The organism is Trinickia sp., assembly GCF_057351765.1.
On sequence record NZ_JBMRBK010000079.1, the window covers coordinates 128,253 to 144,566 of the forward strand.

The window sequence follows — 16,314 nt, forward strand, 5'->3', positions numbered from 1 at the left end:
AGCCTCATTTCGCGGGCGGCCGCCGCGTTTCCTACGTCGTTTCCCTGGTTTTCTGCACGCCTTCCCAAAGGCCGTTCAGATAGACCGCTCCGAGGGCACGATCGTAGAGGCCGTAGCCCGCGCGGCCGGTTTCGCCCCAGATCATGCGTCCATGGTCCGGTCGTGCATACCCGTCGAAACCGACTTCGAAATACGCCTTGACGATCTCGGCCATATCGAGCGAACCGTCGGCCGACCGGTGAGACGTTTCGTGAAAATCGCCGGCCGCGTTCGTATGAACGTTGCGCAGGTGGGCGAAATGAATGCGTCCCCGGGCACCGAACTCGCGCACGAGCGAAGGGATATCGTTGCGTGCGTCGGCGCCGAGCGAGCCCGAACACAGTGTCAAGCCGTTGGCCGGGTCGTCGACGATTGCGAGCAGGCGTGCGAGATCGTCGCGGTTCTTGACGATGCGAGGCAGACCGAAAATCGGGCGTGGAGGATCGTCGGGATGGATGGCCATCTTGATGCCGGCCTCCTTCGCGACGGGCACGACCGCGCGCAGGAAATAGGCGAGATTGGCCCACAAGCCCGACTCGTCGAGTGCGGCATACTCGGCCAGCAGCGCTTTCAGTTCGTCGGGCCGGTAGCTCGTATCCCAGCCCGGCAGTGCGATACCTTGCCCGATGTCGAGCGCGTCGACCTGCCGCGCGTCGAAAGCGAGCGTCGTGGAGCCGTCGGGCAACCGCATGTCGAGCGACGTGCGTGTCCAGTCGAAAACGGGCATGAAGTTGTAACAGACGACCTCGATGCCGCAAGCGGCGAGATTGCGCAAGCTCTGGCCGTAGTTGTCGATGAGCCGGTCGCACGACGGCTTGCCGAGCTTGATGTCCTCGTGAACCGGCACGCTCTCGATGACTTCGAGCTTCAAGCCGTGCGCCTCGATCGTGTCTTTCAGCGCGCGGATCTTTTCGACGGGCCAGACCTCGCCGACCGGAACGTCGTAAATCGCCGAGACGATCCCATACATCCCGGGAATCTGGCGAATGTAGGCGAGGGGCACGGGATCGCTCTCGCCGTACCAGCGAAACGTCATCTTCATGTTGGTTAGGAATCCTAGCTATTTCGAAACGAGCGGCACTTCCTCCGCTCGTCACATTGGCAACGGCAAGTGCGGCTCAGGTAATGACGCCGACTTGCCAGGGCACGAATTCGTTTTGCCCATAACCCAAAAGCTCGCTCTTCGAACGCGTACCCGACGCGCAGTCGAGCATCATGCGAAAGATCTTCTCGCCGAGTGCGTCGATCGTGTGGGTGCCGTCCACGACACCTCCGCAGTTGATATCCATATCGTCCTCCTGCCGCTCCCAGAGGGCCGTATTGGTCGAGAGCTTCAGCGACGGTGCGGGCGAACAGCCGTAGGCCGAGCCGCGTCCCGTCGTGAAGCAGATCAGGTTCGCACCCGAGGCCACCTGCCCGGTGGCCGAGACGGGGTCGTAGCCGGGCGAATCCATGAAGACGAAGCCCTTCGCGGTAATCGGCTCGCCATACTCATAGACTTCGACGAGGTTCGTCGTGCCGCCTTTCGCGACCGCGCCCAATGATTTTTCGAGAATCGTCGTCAATCCGCCCGCCTTGTTGCCGGCCGAGGGATTGTTGTCGAGCGCGGCGTGATTGCGCGCACAGTACTCCTGCCACCACGCAATACGTGCCAGGAGCTTTTCTCCGACTTCCCTGCTCACCGCGCGGCGCGTCAACAAATGTTCGGCGCCGTAGATCTCCGGTGTTTCCGAGAGTATCGCCGTCCCGCCATGCCGCACGAGACGATCGACGGCCGCACCCAGCGCAGGGTTCGCGGAAATGCCGGAGTAGCCGTCCGAGCCGCCGCATTGAAGCCCGACGACGAGATGCGCTGCCGGCACGCTCACACGCGTGGCCCGATTCGCGTCGCCGAGCATCTCGCGCACCATCGCAATGCCGCGTTCGACCGTCTTGCGGGTGCCCCCGCTGTCCTGGATCGTGAAGCTGCGCAGCTTGGGCGCATCGCCGCGCAGACCGCCGGCTTCCAGTACGCCCTCGATCTGGTTCGTCTCGCAACCGAGTCCGACGAAGAGCACCGATGCGAAGTTCGGATGGAGAGCGTAGCCCGCCAATGTGCGCCGCAAGATGCCGATGCCTTCGCCATGCATATCGATGCCGCAGCCGAGCCCGTGCGTGAGCGCAACCACGCCGTCGACGTTGGGGTAGTCGGCCAGTGCCTCGGGATGGACGTCGCGCCGGAAATGATCGGCGATGGCGCGGGCCACCGTGGCCGAGCAGTTGACGCTCGTCAGGATGCCGATGTAGTTGCGCGTGGCAACGCGGCCGTCGTCCCGGCGAATGCCCATGAAGCTGGCGGGTTCGGGGACATAGGCGGTCGGGTGGACATCGGCGCCGAATGCGTGCTCGCGCGCGAATTCGGCCATGCCGAGGTTATGGACATGCACATGCTGCCCGCGCGCGATGTCCTCGCGCGCCACGCCGATGACCTGGTTGTAGCGTTTGACCGGCGCGCCCGCGGCGATGGCACGCGTGGCGATCTTGTGGCCGGGCGGGATCAGCCCCGACACCACGAGGTCTTCGCTCGCGATGCGCGCGCCGGACATCAGCTGACGCGTGGCGATGACGACATCGTCGTTCGGATGAAGGCGGATCACGAGGTGATCCTGAGAAGCGAGTGAAGACATGGCATGCCTCGAATGACGAATGACGGGTGCGCGAGCGAGCTCACACCGCGGAGCGCGCGCCGGCGTCGACGCTGCGTGCGTCGGGCTCGACCGGCAGCGGCTCGATTTTGCCGACGATCACCAGATAGCTGAATGCGCCGAGAAAGCAGAATCCCCCGGCCACGACGAGCGGGATCGTGAACGAGCCCTTGGTCATCGCGACCATGACGCCCGTGAACGTCGTGATGACGATGCCGGCGAGATTCGATGCGAAGTTCTGGATCCCGCCGATCGAAGCGACGTGTCGCGGGGTGGGCGCGACGTCGGCCGGCAGGGACCAGATGCTGGCCGCGGCGAAGGCCAGGCTGCCGTATGCGATGCCGAAGAACGCAAGCATCAGATAGACGTTCGATGTGAGCGTCGAAAGGGTGATGACCGACGACATCAGCATACCGCCGACCATGCAGGTCTTGCGCGCCGCCGTGAGGCTCCAGCCGCGGCGATAGAGCGCGTCGGACACGAGGCCGCCGATCCAGCCGCCCGGAATCGCCATCAGCGCCGGGATCATCCCCAGCGTGCCGAGCGACTTGAGCGAGAAGCCCCGCGTTTGCACGAGGTAGCTCGGAAACCAGGTGATGAAGAAGTAGATGACGAAGTTCAAGCAGAAAAAGCCGAGCATCATGCCCCAGAGCGTGCGGTGCTTGAACAGCGACGCCCAGGTGACCTCGTTGCCCGTCCGGGCCGGCGCTTCGTAGACGGCGTCATGTTCGCCCGTCATGTCGGCATGCGCGGGGCTGCGATAGATGACGAACCAGCCCACGATCCAGAGTGCGCCGAGCGCGCCCGTGATGACGAACGCGGCTTTCCAACCGAGCGTGCCGATGATGAGCGCGACGACGGGGATCGACAGTGCCGATCCCACGCGCGAGCCGCTGTCGAAGATGCTCGTGGCGAGCGCCCGCTCGCTGGGCCGGAACCACTGGCTCACGAGTTTGGCGCACGAAGGGTAGGCGCCGGCTTCGCCGATGCCGAGCAGCAGGCGGCAGCCGAACATGCCGGCCACGCTCGTGACGCCCGCCGTCGCGGCGGTGAAAATCGACCACCAGCCGACCGCGAGCGGCAAGGCGATGCGCGCGCCGACGCGATCGACGAACCAGCCGAACGGAATCTGCATCAATGCGTAGGTCCAGAAAAATCCGCTCAGAATGAGCCCCATCTGTGCCGGTCCGATGCCGAGCGCCTTTTCGATTTCAGGCGCGGCGACCGCAAGATTGGCGCGATCGATGTAATTCACGGCGATCGCTAGAAAGCACAACAAAATCACGACCCAACGCATTTTCCTCATTGCTTGTCTCCTGGTTGCTTGCCGGAGCGGGTGCTTTGTGCCCGCTCCAGTGATATGAATACCGGCTTTGAAACGAGACGGCGGCGGCTACTCAAACTGCGGTGGCCGTACGCAGTGCTTCGTTGAGTCGCGGTTGCGCCAGCCCGAGGCTGAGTTCGGCGGCCATCGCGACGACGGGGCGCAAGCGCCGTTCCTTCTTTTCGCCGTGGTTGCGGGCGATATCGGCGAGCCGGTGGTCCAGAAACGGGTTCAGGAACCGCTCGCGCACGTCCTCCAGATACCGGCGTGCCGCTTCGCCCTGGCCCTGCGCATCGAACACCGGCAGCACTTCGTCACGCCAGACGGACTCGAGATCGGCGCGCAAGGCGGCGTCGCGCATCGCATGCAGCGTGTTTTCGTCGGCGGGGCGCCCGTCGGTTTGCCAACGCTCGGCGAGATAGGTATGCCCGAGGTTCAGCAGGAACAACTTCAAGCTCTCGTAGCGGTGCAACTCGTCAGTGACGATCATGGCGTCGTGCTCGCACGGCAGTACCATGCCCGCGCGCCGCTCGATCGCCCAAAGGGCGTAAGGTTCGGCGATGGCGCCGACGGGCCGGATCGGCTCGGAGACGATGCGGTCGACGAGCGAATTCACCCAGACGCAAGTCTCTTCGATATAGCGCACGAATGCGGCATCGCCATGCCATTGCCGCGCGAGGCCGGCGACGAGCGCGCGCAGCGTATCGCCGTTCTGGCTGACGAGCTCGCACGGCAGCAACGTGAGCGGTGCGCCTGAGGCCGCGAAGCGCGCATGTAGCAGCACGGCGAGTTTGGCGGCGAAACCGCGCGGCACGCGCGTCTCCTCGTGCAGCAGTTCCGCTGTGTCCTCGTCGTCGCATCGATAGCCGCTGTCGCCGGTGTTCGAGATCACGACGCGCGCATCGCGGACGAAGCGCTCGCGCACCGTCGCCCAGTCGCTATTGGCATCGAGCGCTTCGTCGACGGCATCGCATTCGATCGTCGTGTCGACGACGGTCTCGCGTTGCAGCCCGCGCACTCGAACGGGATAGCGCTTCGCGGCGCGCAACGCTTCGATTCGCGCACGGCTTTCGGGATTGCTCGTCGTCTGGACCACGGTGACGTGACCCAGTGCACGACCCGTTTTCAACGCCTCGGAGATGAACAGATCGGCATGCGCCTGTAAAAAGCGGCTCGTGCCGAATTGAATAATCGGATTACCCATTATCGATGACGGTGGAGTTTCAGCAGGCAACGAGGGCTTTGATGACGCCGGCGTTCGGATCGAGCAGCTTCGGAAACGTCTCCGGCAGTTCGGCAAGCGTCAGCCGGTGCGTGTTGAGGGCTTCCGTCGGAATCTTGCCTGCGCGCATGGCGTCGAGCACGGTCTCGAAATCGGCCGGTGTCGCGTTACGGCTTGCCAACAGCGTTGTCTCCCGCTTATGGAATTCGGGATCCGAGAAAGAAATCCGATCCCGCACGATCGAGATCAACACATACTTGCCGCCGTGCGCGACGAATTCGAGCCCGCGCTCCATGGCTTTGATATTGCCCGTCGCGTCGAAGACGACGTCGAAGAACTCATCGCCGGTGACCTGTGCGAGCGCCTTTGCGTCCGTGGCCGCGTCGCTCGTATCGAGCAGCACCGTGTGGTCCGCGTGCAGCGCCTTCGAACAGACCTCGAGCCGGTCTGCGCGGCCATCGAGCACGGTGACTTGCGCGCCGCGAAGCTTGGCGAAAATCGATGCGGCCATGCCGATCGGCCCCGCGCCGACGACGAGGACGCGTTGTCCGTGCTTCACCTCGGCACGCGCCGCGGCATGGGCGCCGATCGCGAGAAATTCGAGCATCGCGGCCTGATCGAGCGTCACGCCGTCGGCCTTGAAGACGAAGCCCTGGGGCACGGCGAGATATTCGGTCATCCCGCCGTCCGCATGAACCCCGAGCACGCGGATATTGACGCAGCAGTTGGTCTTGCCTGCACGGCATGCGACGCAGTGGCCGCAGGACAGATAAGGCATCACATAGACCTGGTCGCCGGCCTTGACCGACGCGCTCGCAGGCGCGGATTCGACGATGCCGGCCAATTCGTGGCCCATCACGCGCGGATAGGCGAGGTAAGGCTGGTTGCCGGTAAAGATGTGCAGGTCGGTACCGCACACGCCCACTCGCTTGATACGGATCAGGACGTCGTCCGGGCCGGCTTCGGGCCGCGGGCGCTCGGAAACGGTAAGCTTGCCCGGTTGTTCGCAAATGACGGTTTTCATCGAAGGCAGAAGGGTTAGGGGACGGATTGCCGCCGAACTCGGCGGCCTGTGCGGCGACCTGCTGAGAGACATTTGGCCTTACCAGCGTGCAAAATATAAAAATTGAGCGAATTGGTCAAGCCAATTTTGCGAGGGCGCATTGGTCTGTCGAATGCACCGAGGTGCCCGTCGAGGGTATGTGCCGAGGTGCGGCTTCGATTTACAATCGCGGCTCGTTGGCGGGCGCTGGAGTCCGCCGGGGTCTCATCGACAGGATGTACACGTGGCAGCCAAACCCGCCGAGACGCGTCGTCTTTATCTTCAGATTGCCGACAAGCTGCGTGCATTGATGGAGCAGCCTGATTTCGCGCGCAATGGGCGATTGCCGCCCGAGCGGGAACTGGCCGAGCGGCTGGGTGTATCGCGCCCCACGGTACGCGAGGCGCTCGTCGCACTGGAACTCGAGGGGCGCGTCGAGATTCGCATGGGCTCGGGCGTCTATGTTTGCGCAACACAGGGCGAAGCACCGAGCGCCGTGCCGAACGAGGATGAACTCGGCGACAGCCTCGTCGACAACATGGCGGCTCGCTCGCTCATCGAGGGGGCGATCGTCGCGAGCGTGGCGCCGTTTGCGAAGCCGAAAGCACTCAAGGCGCTGCGGGGCATTTACGACGACATGGCGCGCGAAGTCGCGGCGGGGCAAATACCGATCGGCCCCGATCGTGCGTTTCATGCGGCAATCGCGCAAATGTCCGGCAACGAGGTGTTGATTCGACTGATCGCATCGCTCTTCGACGAGCGGCACAGTCCGCTTTCGACGAAATTGCGGGATCACTTCGAAAACGACGGCACATGGCGCGCGGCGCTGGGCGAGCACAAGGAGATTCTCGAAGCGCTCGAGGCGCGCGACCCGGTACAAGCGCAAGCAGCGATGCAACGCCATATCAAGGCATCGCTCGAGCGCGTGATGGCGCAGCGCAAGCAGGGCTGATATCGCCTGTGCGGGCGGCGATTTTGCGCGAGACAGTCGTCGCGCGGCGCATACGGATATGCATGCCGTATGCGTGCATTCGGTTTGCGGATTGCTTCTTCGTACATTCGATTCTTCGGATGCGGCCGATCGCTATGCTGCATGCACTTGTTCGCGCTTCAGGAGAATCGTTATGTCTTCGCTGTTCGTTTCTGCGGAATCCACCGGATCTCATCCGTGCTCCGGCCAAGATGAGTCTGGCGTGAACCTACCGCGGAATACTCCGGTGGGAGCGCGCGAATTGGCGGCTTTCGGTAGATTGGCCCCTCTGTACCGATTTGCCGTTACGCGTTCCGGTGAAGTAGTCGATTGCGAGGCTGAACGCTCCGCGGGTCTTGTGTGTGCGCCGCTTCGTTCACATGTGCCGACGACGAGCTTCGTGACAACGGAAGCCATCGACTATCGCGCGTTGCTGCATTCGGTCAGGCAACACGGTAAGGAGCCCGGTCCCGCTATGAGCGAAGAGTTTTCGACGGTGATGAGGGTCGTGCGCGCGCTCATGACGGAGCAAGACGGCAAGCCTCTATCCCCGGGGCAGCGCGAGCAATGCGCCTTGCTGTTGGACGCCGTCGGCTCATGGTCGAAGCAGCCGCCCGACATGATGCACGCCAATATCGAGCGGGCGCTCATGGAGTGTTCGACGCTGCCCGACGATGCTCGCGCGATGCTGTTGGGTGCGATCGTGAAGTGGGACCTGTCACGTCTCCCGGAGGCCGCCCAGGCCGGCGACTATTATCGCCTGGACCGGATGATCGACTCGCTGACGGGCAACGCGCGGTTCGAGTTGTCGGGGCGCCTCTCCGCGTCTCTCCGAACGTTCGACGCTGGAGCACGACGGCGCTCATGGATAGGCGTTTCTGGATCGGCGCTTGGCATCCCGCCCCGCGAAACAGCCCCGAAACGCGATATCCCGATAGCCGTCGCCGGAAAAGTGGAGCGGCAGTTGGTAAGGGATCCGAACGACCGCAATGCCGACGCGGGCGCGTGACCACACGTCAGCGCTCGCGCCGCGGCCGCTTACTGCCAGAACTCCGACATTTCGATATTGCGCAAATCGAAGACGAGCACTTCGGCATCGCGCCCGTTGCTGAAGCTCAGATTGCGCTCATCGCGCAAACGCATCCCGTCGCCTTCGCCGAGCACTTGTCCGTTGACGGTTACGCTGCCGCGCGCGACATGGACGTAAGCGAAGCGGTGCTCGTCCAACGTCAGTTGCGCGGCTTCGTCGCCGTCGAAGAGCCCGGCATAAACACGCGCATCCTGGCGTAGCTCCAGGGATTCCTGCGCGCCGTCGGGCGAGAGGATCAACCGCAGCTTGCCGCGTTTTTCCGCCGGCTCGAACGTGCGCTGTTGATAGCGCGGCTCGGCGCCGTTGCGCGCAGTGGCGATCCATATCTGCAGAAAATGCACCCGCTCCGAGGGCGAGGGATTGAACTCGCTGTGCAGCACGCCGGTACCCGCGCTCATCAATTGCACATCGCCGGGGCGAATGACCGAACCCGTGCCCAGCGAATCCTGATGCTCGAGCGCGCCCTCCAGGACATACGAGAAGATCTCGACATCGCGGTGCGGATGCTTGCCGAAGCCCCGGCCGGGCATCACGCGATCGTCGTTGATGACGAGGAGATCCGAGAAGCCCATCTGCTCAGGATCGTAATAGCCGGCGAACGAGAATGAGTGGCGCGAGCTGAGCCATCCGTGTTCGGCGCGTCCGCGCTCGTTGGCATTTCTGATTTCAACCATGTCGACCTCCGTCAAATCGTTAGTCCGGCAGCGGACGCTCCGCCGCCGTTCACCGTAACGACAGTCTAGGTCAACCGGGACGTGCAAAATCATGTGAAAATGAGACTCACTGTCACGTCATGGTGGACATTCGCATGCAACTCGATGACCTCCGCATTTTTGTCGCCACCGTGGATGCGCGGAACTTCACGTCGGCGGCAAATCGCCTGCAGCTTTCGAAGCAGTTCGTGAGCCGCCGGGTCATGGCGCTGGAGTCGTCGCTCGGCGTGCGGTTGCTCGTGCGCAACACGCGCAAGCTGGCAGTGACGGACCTCGGCCAGGACTTGTATGAACGCGCGAAACGGATTCTTGCCGAAGTGGCGGATGCGCAAGCGGCGCTGTCGCTCGGGCGAACGCGGCCGCGCGGTCTCCTGCGCGTGAGCGCGCCGCTGTCGTTCAGCACTGCCCACCTATCGCCGCTCGTCGCGGACTTCATGCGCGCGAACCCCGACGTGCGCATCGATATCGAGCTGAGCGATCGCACCGTCGACGTGATCGGCGACGGCTTCGATATGGCCCTGCGCATCGGCACGTTGACGGATTCGACGCTGATCGCTCAGCAGCTTGCCGAAATACGGATGATCGCCTGCTGCTCGCCACGCTATCGCCCGGCCGAGCGTTTGCCGGCGACCCCCGCCGATCTCGCCCGTCATGCCTGTCTGCTTTATGGGCGGGAAGGGGTGACCGGATGGACGCTGACCGTCGACGGAGAAAAGCGCGTTTTCGAGGTCAGCGGACCGTTGCGTGCCGACAATGGCGAAGTCGTTCGCGATGCGGCCATTGCCGGCCTTGGGATTGCACTGTTGCCGGAGTTCATCGTTTCCCCTGCGCTGGCGAGCGGGGCGCTCGTGGAAGTCCTTTCCGAATTCGCCGCGCCGTCGCTCGCGCTCTATGCGGTCTACCCGCAGCACCGCGAGCACTCGATCACGGTGCGCTCGTTCACGCAGTTCCTGCGTCAGCGTTTCGCGCGCGGGTTGGGGCAGCAATAAGCCCGTGCGCCGCATGCGATGTGTCAGCCAGCGGCAAGCGCGATCGGGCGCCGCCCATGCGATAATGCCGCACATCTCTTTCCAGCCGGGCCGCGCAGTCGATCGAACCGCAACGCTTTTCGTCGCTATCTCCTCGTGCTCATCCGGCCTCGCAGCCCTCGTGAAAAATTTCGTTGTCCCAATCGATGCGCTCGCTTCGTTCGACGAGATCGTCGACGTGCGAACGCCGCTCGAATTCGCCGAAGACCATATCCCGGGCGCAGTGAGCGCGCCCGTGTTGAGCAATGAAGAGCGCGTCATCGTCGGGACGCTGTACAAGCAATCTCCATTCGAAGCGACGCGGCTCGGCGCCGCCATGGTCGCGCGCAACATCGCCCATCATCTGGAAACCACGTTTGCCGATCGTCCGCGCAACTGGCGTCCGCTCGTCTATTGCTGGCGCGGAGGCAAACGCTCGGGCTCGATGACGACATGGTTCAACCTGATCGGCTGGCAGGCGCGGCAACTCGACGGCGGCTACAAGGCTTACCGTCAGCGGGTGCTCGACGATCTGGAACGATGGCCGTCGCGCTTTCGCTATGTTGCGTTGACGGGGCACACCGGTACGGGCAAGACGCGGCTGCTGCATGCGCTCGCCGAGGCAGGTGCGCAGGTGCTCGATCTCGAAGGCCTGGCCCGGCATCGCGGCTCTTTGCTCGGCGCGCTGCCGGGCGAGCCCCAGCCGACCCAGAAGGCGTTCGATACGGCGCTCGTGGCGGCGTTCTCGCGCTTGAGTCCGGAGCGGCCTGTGTTCATCGAGGCGGAAAGCCGCCGCATCGGTCAGATCACGTTGCCGAGTTCGCTGCTCGATGCGTTTCACGCCGGGCGATGTGTGCGCGTGTGCACGCCGTTGCCGATCAGAGTGAAATTCCTGCTGGAGGATTACGGACATCTCTTCGATACGCCGCAATACTTCAAGGACCAACTCGCGCGTCTCGTCGGACTCCACAGCCGTCAGACGGTCGGGCATTGGCATGCGCTCGTCGACGCGAACGAACGCGAGCGGCTTTTCACCGAACTGGTCGAGGCGCACTACGATCCGGCCTATGCACGCAGCAGCCTGCGTTCGTTCGGCAATATCGATCGTGCGCTCCCGTTTTCATTCGATCCTTGCTCGTCGACGCAAGTGGAACAGGCGCGCGAACTGATCTCGCGTATCAACGCGGAGCCGCTGCCCGCGGGCTCGCCGGTGCCAACCCCCGATGCGCGGACCGAGCGGACCGGCGCCGCGCGCAACCCGCGGCACGGCGCGCCGGCCAATCTTGCCGACAGTTGAGGAGCGCCGTGGGCGGCGCCCGTCCGCGTGTGTCGCTTGGGCGGATGGCCTGCGCATGTCGAAACGGTGCGGAACAGCCGCCGCCCGAATCGTGAATCGTCATGCAGGGAAAGACATCCGCGGGCGAATCGGTTAAAATCCCGCGCTTACGCTTCGGGGCGTTCGCACCGTGTGCACCGTGCACACATCACGGGCGCGATGCCTCGGTGTGCCGGATATCGGAGCGCGCATCGCGCGCGCGTCCGGCTGCGAGGATGGCGAAATTGGTAGACGCACCAGGTTTAGGTCCTGACGCCCGCAAGGGTGTAGGGGTTCGAGTCCCCTTCCTCGCACCACTTCTTTTTCGTTCACCGGCCAGGCTTTCGCCACAGGCACCCGGCCTCGGCTCGATGCCTTCACTCGGCGAGACATGAACACCATCCACGACACGACGCACGGCACTGATCGGCCCGTACGCACGGCTATCGTCGGTGCCGGCGCGATCGGCGGAGCCCTTGCGATCGCACTGGCCCAGGCGGGGCACGCGGTCAGCGTGCTTGCGCGCGGTGCGACCCTTGCGGCTATTCGCCAACATGGCATCCGCATGGTGGACGCCGCCACCGCGAGCGACACCGGGCGGGCCGCAACGGTCCGCGCGAGCGACGACCCGAGCGAGCTCGGCGAGCAGGATTTCGTCGTCATCGCGCTCAAGGCTCAGGCATTGCCTGCCGTGGCGGCAGCGCTTGCGCCGCTCGTTGGCGCGTGCACGGCCGTGGTGAGCGCGACCAACGGATTGCCGTGGTGGTTTCTCGACGGTATGGATACGCCGCTTGCCGACAGCCGCCTCGAAGCCGTCGATCCCGGTGGTTGCATCGGTCGTATCTTGCCCGCGGCACGCTCGATCGGCTGCGTCGTCCACCTCTCGGCGTCGACCGACGCGCCCGGCGTCGTCCGGCGCGGAAAAGGCAACCGTCTCATCGTCGGTGCCGCTCAGGCGGCGCTCGGCCCGAGCGCCCCCGCCTTCGCGCAAGCGCTGCGCGAAGGCGGGTTCGACGCCGAATGCACCGATGCGATCCGCGGCGACATCTGGGCGAAACTCTGGGGCAACATGAATATGAACCCGTTGAGCGCGCTGACCGGCTCGACGGCCGATCGTCTGCTCGACGATCCCTACACGCACGCGCTCACCGTGCGCATGATGGAGGAAGCCGCCGCGATCGGCGGCAAATTGGGCTTCTCGAGCGGCATGACGATCGAAGCGCGTCTCGCCGTCACGCGCGAGCTCGGCGCATTCAAGACTTCGATGTTGCAGGACATGGAGGCGGGCAGGCCGCTCGAGATCGGCCCGATTCTAGGGGTGTTTCCCGAGCTGGGCCGCAAGCTCGGCGTGCCGACGCCGTTTTGCGACGCTGTGCTCGGCTTGCTGCGTCAGCGCGCCGCATCGAGCGGCCTCTGAAGTTCCCGGCTGGCGTCTTTCGCCGCGTCCGCGCCGATTCGTTCCGTCTGCTTTAAGCGCTTTGCTGCCTGTCGCTCGCCGCGGTCATTCACGCTCCGCGAGCGCATTCGCGATCACCTTGTCGAGCACACGGCCGAGGCTGGCTTTTTCCGCATCGTCGAGACATGCGAAGAGCTCCGCGTTCCATTTGCGCGCAATCGGCATGACCTTGCGATACAGCGCCCGGCCTTCGCTCGTCAGCGAAACGAGCACGACGCGCCCGTCCTCGCTGCTGGCCTCCCGCCGAACGAGTCCGCGCTGGATCAGCGCTTCCGCGGCGCGGCTTGCCTGACTTTTGTCGAGATTGGCGCGCCGCGCGAGATCCATGATCGAAAACGGACCGAAGGAGCCGACCGCCGCGATGACGCGCGCTTCGGGCAGCGTGATATCGAGCTTGGCATGGTAGCGTTCGCTGATGCCGCGATCGGACAGTTTGTTGAGCACGTGCATGCGGTAGGTCAAAAACTGCTCGAGCCCGAGTTTGGCGGCGGCCTTCATAGCGGTCCTTTTGGTTATCGGCACAGTGAGGCGAAGCCCGCGCGGGCACCGCGCGCGAGGTTCATGCGCCGTATTTTATGCGCGTCAGCTGCTCGGCCGCGTTGGCGAGCAACATTGCGGCATCGCGGATCGCCGCTTCCAGCGTGATCGGGCCGGGCGCCGGCGAGAAGCAGCCATCGAAATGCGCGGACAAGTGCGCAAGCGCCGACGGATCGACGGCGCCCGACAGCAGCGAGGCGGGCACCCCCGCGGCGCGCGCGTGCTGGCAGGCGATGAACGGCGCTTTGCCCCGCAGCGTTTGCGTATCGGAACGGCCTTCGCCGGTAATGAGCCAGTTCGCTCCGCTCAGCGCCACATCGAGTCCCTGTTGAACCGCCACGACTTCCGCGCCGGGTTGGAATTGTGCGCCGAGCATATGCAGCGCGAAGCCGAGGCCGCCTGCCGCACCGGCGCCGGGCAGCGCGCGTGCGGTCCGGCCCAAAGCCGTTTCGAGCATCGTCGCGAAGCGTTCGAGCACGGCATCGAGCGGCGCGACCTGAGCGGGCGCGACGCCTTTTTGCGGACCGAAGACGGCCGTGGCACCTTGCTCGCCCGAGAGCGGATTGTCGACGTCGGACATGGCGACGAACGAGACTTCGCGAAGCCGCGTATCGAGCCCGGCCGCATCGATGCGCGCGAGGCGTGCGAGCGATTCGGGCGTCGGCTCGAGCTCGCGCCCCTCGGCGTCGAGCAGGACGAGCCCAAGGCTCGCGAGCAGGCCTGCGCCGGCGTCGTTGGTGCTGCTGCCCCCGAGCGCGACGAAAAACCGGCGCACGCCGAGGTCGAGCAGCGAACGAATCGCCTCACCCATGCCGCGCGTGCTGCGCGCCTCGACGGGCGTGCGCATCGCGACCGCATCGGTGATGCCGACGATCTCCGCGGTCTCGACGATCGCGCTGCCGTCGGGCAAGAGCCCGAGCGCCGCCTCGCGCACTGCGCCGGCTGCGCCGCTCACTTGTACGACGCGGCGTTCGCCGCCGTGAGCGAGCATGGCGTCGAGCGTGCCTTCACCGCCATCGGCCATCGGCGCGAGGCGAACGACGGCGTCGGGTCGTGCGCGCTTGATGCCGGCGGCGATGGCGGCGGCCACGGCCTGCGCGCTCAGCGATCCTTTGAACGAATCGGGCGCGATGACGACGACCGGGGCGGGCGAGAGGTTGGGCATGACGTCTCCTGTCAGTTTTTTTCATGTGCCGGGCGAGCGGGCCGCCAGCGTCGGTCGACAGCATATCAGCGCCCCGGCGCCGACGGGTAGCCGGCGGCGGACGCGGGACATTCGAAGCGGCGCGCGCGAGCGGACGCGATATATCCTGAAATGTGCCTTGAAAAACCGCGATTCGGGGCTTGCTGGACCAATAATTTGCTAGAATGCTCGATTCTTCCGATCCAACCCGTGCCGTCGCCTCCCTGCAGGCATGCGGGCACGGAGCAGGGCGACGCGCGCGTCGGGCCGAAAAGGTGATGCGGCGCCTTTTTGCGAGAGATGCGCCGCCCCTGGCACGGAGAAGGTAACCCGATTCGCTAGATCAATTTAGGACGATTGAAGCCATGGCTAACGTTGTTGAAAACCTCGGCAAGCTGGAACGCCGCGTGACCATTTCCCTGCCGAAGGAAGCGGTGCAAAAGGAAATCGAGTCGCGTATCCGTCAGATTGCGAAGAACGTGCGCATGCCGGGCTTTCGCCCCGGCAAGGTGCCGCTCAAGATGGTGACGCAGCAGTATGCGGGGCAGGTCGAGGCGGAAGTGTTGAGCGACAAGGTCGGCAAGCAGTTCTTCGACATCAGCCGTGCCGAGAATCTGCGCGTGGCGGGCCAGCCGAGCTTCAGCCCGAAAGAGGGCACGGGCGAGGAGGCCTACGCGTTCGATGCGACGTTCGAGGTCTACCCGGAAGTGAAGCTCGGCGATTTGTCGACCGCGAAGGTCGAACGCTCGGTCACGACGATCGCGGACGCGGAAGTCGACCGCACGCTCGATATTCTGCGCAAGCAGCGCGTGCACTACCATGCGCGTGGCGAGGCGGGCGAGCACGGTGACGGCGGCGGCGATCAAGCTGCCCAAACCGGCGACCGGGTGACCGTCGATTTCGTCGGCAAGCTCGATGGCGAGCCGTTCCAGGGCGGCAGTGCCGAAGACTTTGCGTTCGTGCTGGGCGAGGGCCGCATGCTGCCCGAATTCGAGCAGGCCGCAACGGGCTTGAAAGTCGGCGAAACGCGCGAATTCGACTTGAAATTCCCGGACGACTATCACGGCAAGGAAGTGGCCGGCAAGACGGCGCAGTTCACGATCACGATGAAAAAGGTCGAATGGCCGCATCAGCCGGAAGTCGACGCGGAATTCGCCAAATCGCTCGGCATTGCCGACGGCGATTTGACGAAGATGCGCGCCGAGATCAAGGAGAACCTCGAGCGCGAGGCCAAGCGCCGGACGCAGGCCATCGTCAAGAACCAGGTAATGGACGCGCTGCTCTCCATTTCCGAACTCGAAGTTCCGAAGGCACTGATCGAGCAGGATCAAGAGCGGCTCGTCGAAATGGCGCGCCAGGACTTGACCCAGCGCGGCGTGCCGAATGCGGCGAACGCCCCGATTCCGGCGGAAATGTTCAAGGAGCAGGCCGAGCGTCGCGTCAAGCTGGGCCTCGTGCTGGCAGAACTCGTGAAGGCCAACGGCCTCGAGGCGAAGCCCGAGCAGATCCGCGCCGAGGTCGAGGAATTCGCCAAGAGCTACGAGGACCCGAAAGAAGTCATCCGCTGGTATTATTCGAACCAGCAGCGTCTGGCCGAAATGGAAGCGTACGTCGTGGAAAGCAACGTCGTCGAATTCGTGCTCGGCAAGGCGCAGGTGACGGACAAGGAAGTCAGCTTCGAAGCACTGGCAAGCGCCTCGGCGCAAGCGTAAGGTCTCGCCGCGAACGGCGT

Annotated in this window: 14 protein-coding genes and 1 tRNA gene; 7 read left to right on the forward strand and 8 right to left on the reverse strand. The window is 64.5% G+C overall.

Going from position 1 to position 16,314, the window contains the following annotated elements; all coding sequences use genetic code 11:
• Positions 1-31 precede the first annotated feature (31 nt).
• The 5 genes from uxuA to ACO1XS_RS22630 all read right to left on the reverse strand — a co-directional run bounded on the left by uxuA (position 32) and on the right by ACO1XS_RS22630 (position 6,293).
• A complete protein-coding gene (gene uxuA, locus ACO1XS_RS22610; RefSeq protein ID WP_331572262.1) occupies positions 32-1,081 on the reverse strand; it encodes a mannonate dehydratase in 1,050 nt (349 codons plus the stop codon).
• A gap of 76 nt (positions 1,082-1,157) precedes the next feature.
• Positions 1,158-2,705, reverse strand: coding sequence for a UxaA family hydrolase (locus ACO1XS_RS22615; RefSeq protein ID WP_486391739.1), 1,548 nt, complete (start codon positions 2,703-2,705; stop codon positions 1,158-1,160).
• A 40-nt stretch (positions 2,706-2,745) separates the two neighbouring features.
• Positions 2,746-4,029 (reverse strand): MFS transporter, encoded by a 1,284-nt coding sequence (locus ACO1XS_RS22620; RefSeq protein ID WP_331572266.1) that lies wholly within the window; start codon positions 4,027-4,029, stop codon positions 2,746-2,748.
• Positions 4,030-4,120: 91 nt separating this feature from the next.
• Entirely contained in the window at positions 4,121-5,251 is a 1,131-nt protein-coding gene (locus ACO1XS_RS22625; protein WP_486391740.1) for a mannitol dehydrogenase family protein, read from the reverse strand.
• Positions 5,252-5,270: 19 nt separating this feature from the next.
• Positions 5,271-6,293: a zinc-binding alcohol dehydrogenase family protein gene (locus ACO1XS_RS22630; RefSeq protein ID WP_331572270.1), complete on the reverse strand. Its 1,023-nt coding sequence runs from the start codon at positions 6,291-6,293 to the stop codon at positions 5,271-5,273.
• Positions 6,294-6,555: 262 nt separating this feature from the next.
• Between ACO1XS_RS22630 and ACO1XS_RS22635 the strand changes: the two genes are divergently transcribed.
• The gene (locus ACO1XS_RS22635) at positions 6,556-7,263 is read left to right on the forward strand and encodes a FadR/GntR family transcriptional regulator (protein ID WP_331572272.1); all 708 of its coding nucleotides are present in this window, start codon (positions 6,556-6,558) and stop codon (positions 7,261-7,263) included.
• 172 nt (positions 7,264-7,435) lie between these two features.
• On the forward strand, positions 7,436-8,290 hold the full coding sequence (locus tag ACO1XS_RS22640) for a hypothetical protein (RefSeq protein ID WP_486391741.1): 855 nt from the start codon (positions 7,436-7,438) through the stop codon (positions 8,288-8,290).
• A 29-nt stretch (positions 8,291-8,319) separates the two neighbouring features.
• On the opposite strand, the gene ACO1XS_RS22645 is transcribed toward ACO1XS_RS22640, so the two are convergent.
• Positions 8,320-9,045 (reverse strand): pirin family protein, encoded by a 726-nt coding sequence (locus tag ACO1XS_RS22645; protein WP_331572276.1) that lies wholly within the window; start codon positions 9,043-9,045, stop codon positions 8,320-8,322.
• A gap of 134 nt (positions 9,046-9,179) precedes the next feature.
• On the opposite strand from ACO1XS_RS22645, the gene ACO1XS_RS22650 reads away from it, so the two are divergent.
• The 4 genes from ACO1XS_RS22650 to ACO1XS_RS22665 all read left to right on the forward strand — a co-directional run bounded on the left by ACO1XS_RS22650 (position 9,180) and on the right by ACO1XS_RS22665 (position 12,823).
• Positions 9,180-10,073, forward strand: a complete 894-nt coding sequence (locus ACO1XS_RS22650; RefSeq protein WP_331572280.1) for a LysR family transcriptional regulator — start codon at positions 9,180-9,182, stop codon at positions 10,071-10,073.
• 160 nt (positions 10,074-10,233) lie between these two features.
• Positions 10,234-11,388, forward strand: a complete 1,155-nt coding sequence (gene mnmH, locus ACO1XS_RS22655) for a tRNA 2-selenouridine(34) synthase MnmH (protein WP_331572282.1) — start codon at positions 10,234-10,236, stop codon at positions 11,386-11,388.
• A 248-nt stretch (positions 11,389-11,636) separates the two neighbouring features.
• Positions 11,637-11,723, forward strand: a tRNA-Leu gene (locus tag ACO1XS_RS22660).
• Positions 11,724-11,806: 83 nt separating this feature from the next.
• On the forward strand, positions 11,807-12,823 hold the full coding sequence (locus ACO1XS_RS22665) for a 2-dehydropantoate 2-reductase (protein WP_486391771.1): 1,017 nt from the start codon (positions 11,807-11,809) through the stop codon (positions 12,821-12,823).
• Positions 12,824-12,907: 84 nt separating this feature from the next.
• Here ACO1XS_RS22665 and ACO1XS_RS22670 read toward each other — a convergent pair whose 3' ends face one another.
• Both ACO1XS_RS22670 and ACO1XS_RS22675 read right to left on the reverse strand, forming a co-directional pair.
• Entirely contained in the window at positions 12,908-13,360 is a 453-nt protein-coding gene (locus ACO1XS_RS22670; RefSeq protein WP_331572286.1) for a MarR family winged helix-turn-helix transcriptional regulator, read from the reverse strand.
• A gap of 61 nt (positions 13,361-13,421) precedes the next feature.
• Positions 13,422-14,564 (reverse strand): glycerate kinase, encoded by a 1,143-nt coding sequence (locus ACO1XS_RS22675; RefSeq protein ID WP_486391742.1) that lies wholly within the window; start codon positions 14,562-14,564, stop codon positions 13,422-13,424.
• 383 nt (positions 14,565-14,947) lie between these two features.
• On the opposite strand from ACO1XS_RS22675, the gene tig reads away from it, so the two are divergent.
• Positions 14,948-16,294 (forward strand): trigger factor, encoded by a 1,347-nt coding sequence (tig, locus tag ACO1XS_RS22680; protein ID WP_331572290.1) that lies wholly within the window; start codon positions 14,948-14,950, stop codon positions 16,292-16,294.
• The last annotated feature ends 20 nt before the right edge of the window (positions 16,295-16,314 follow it).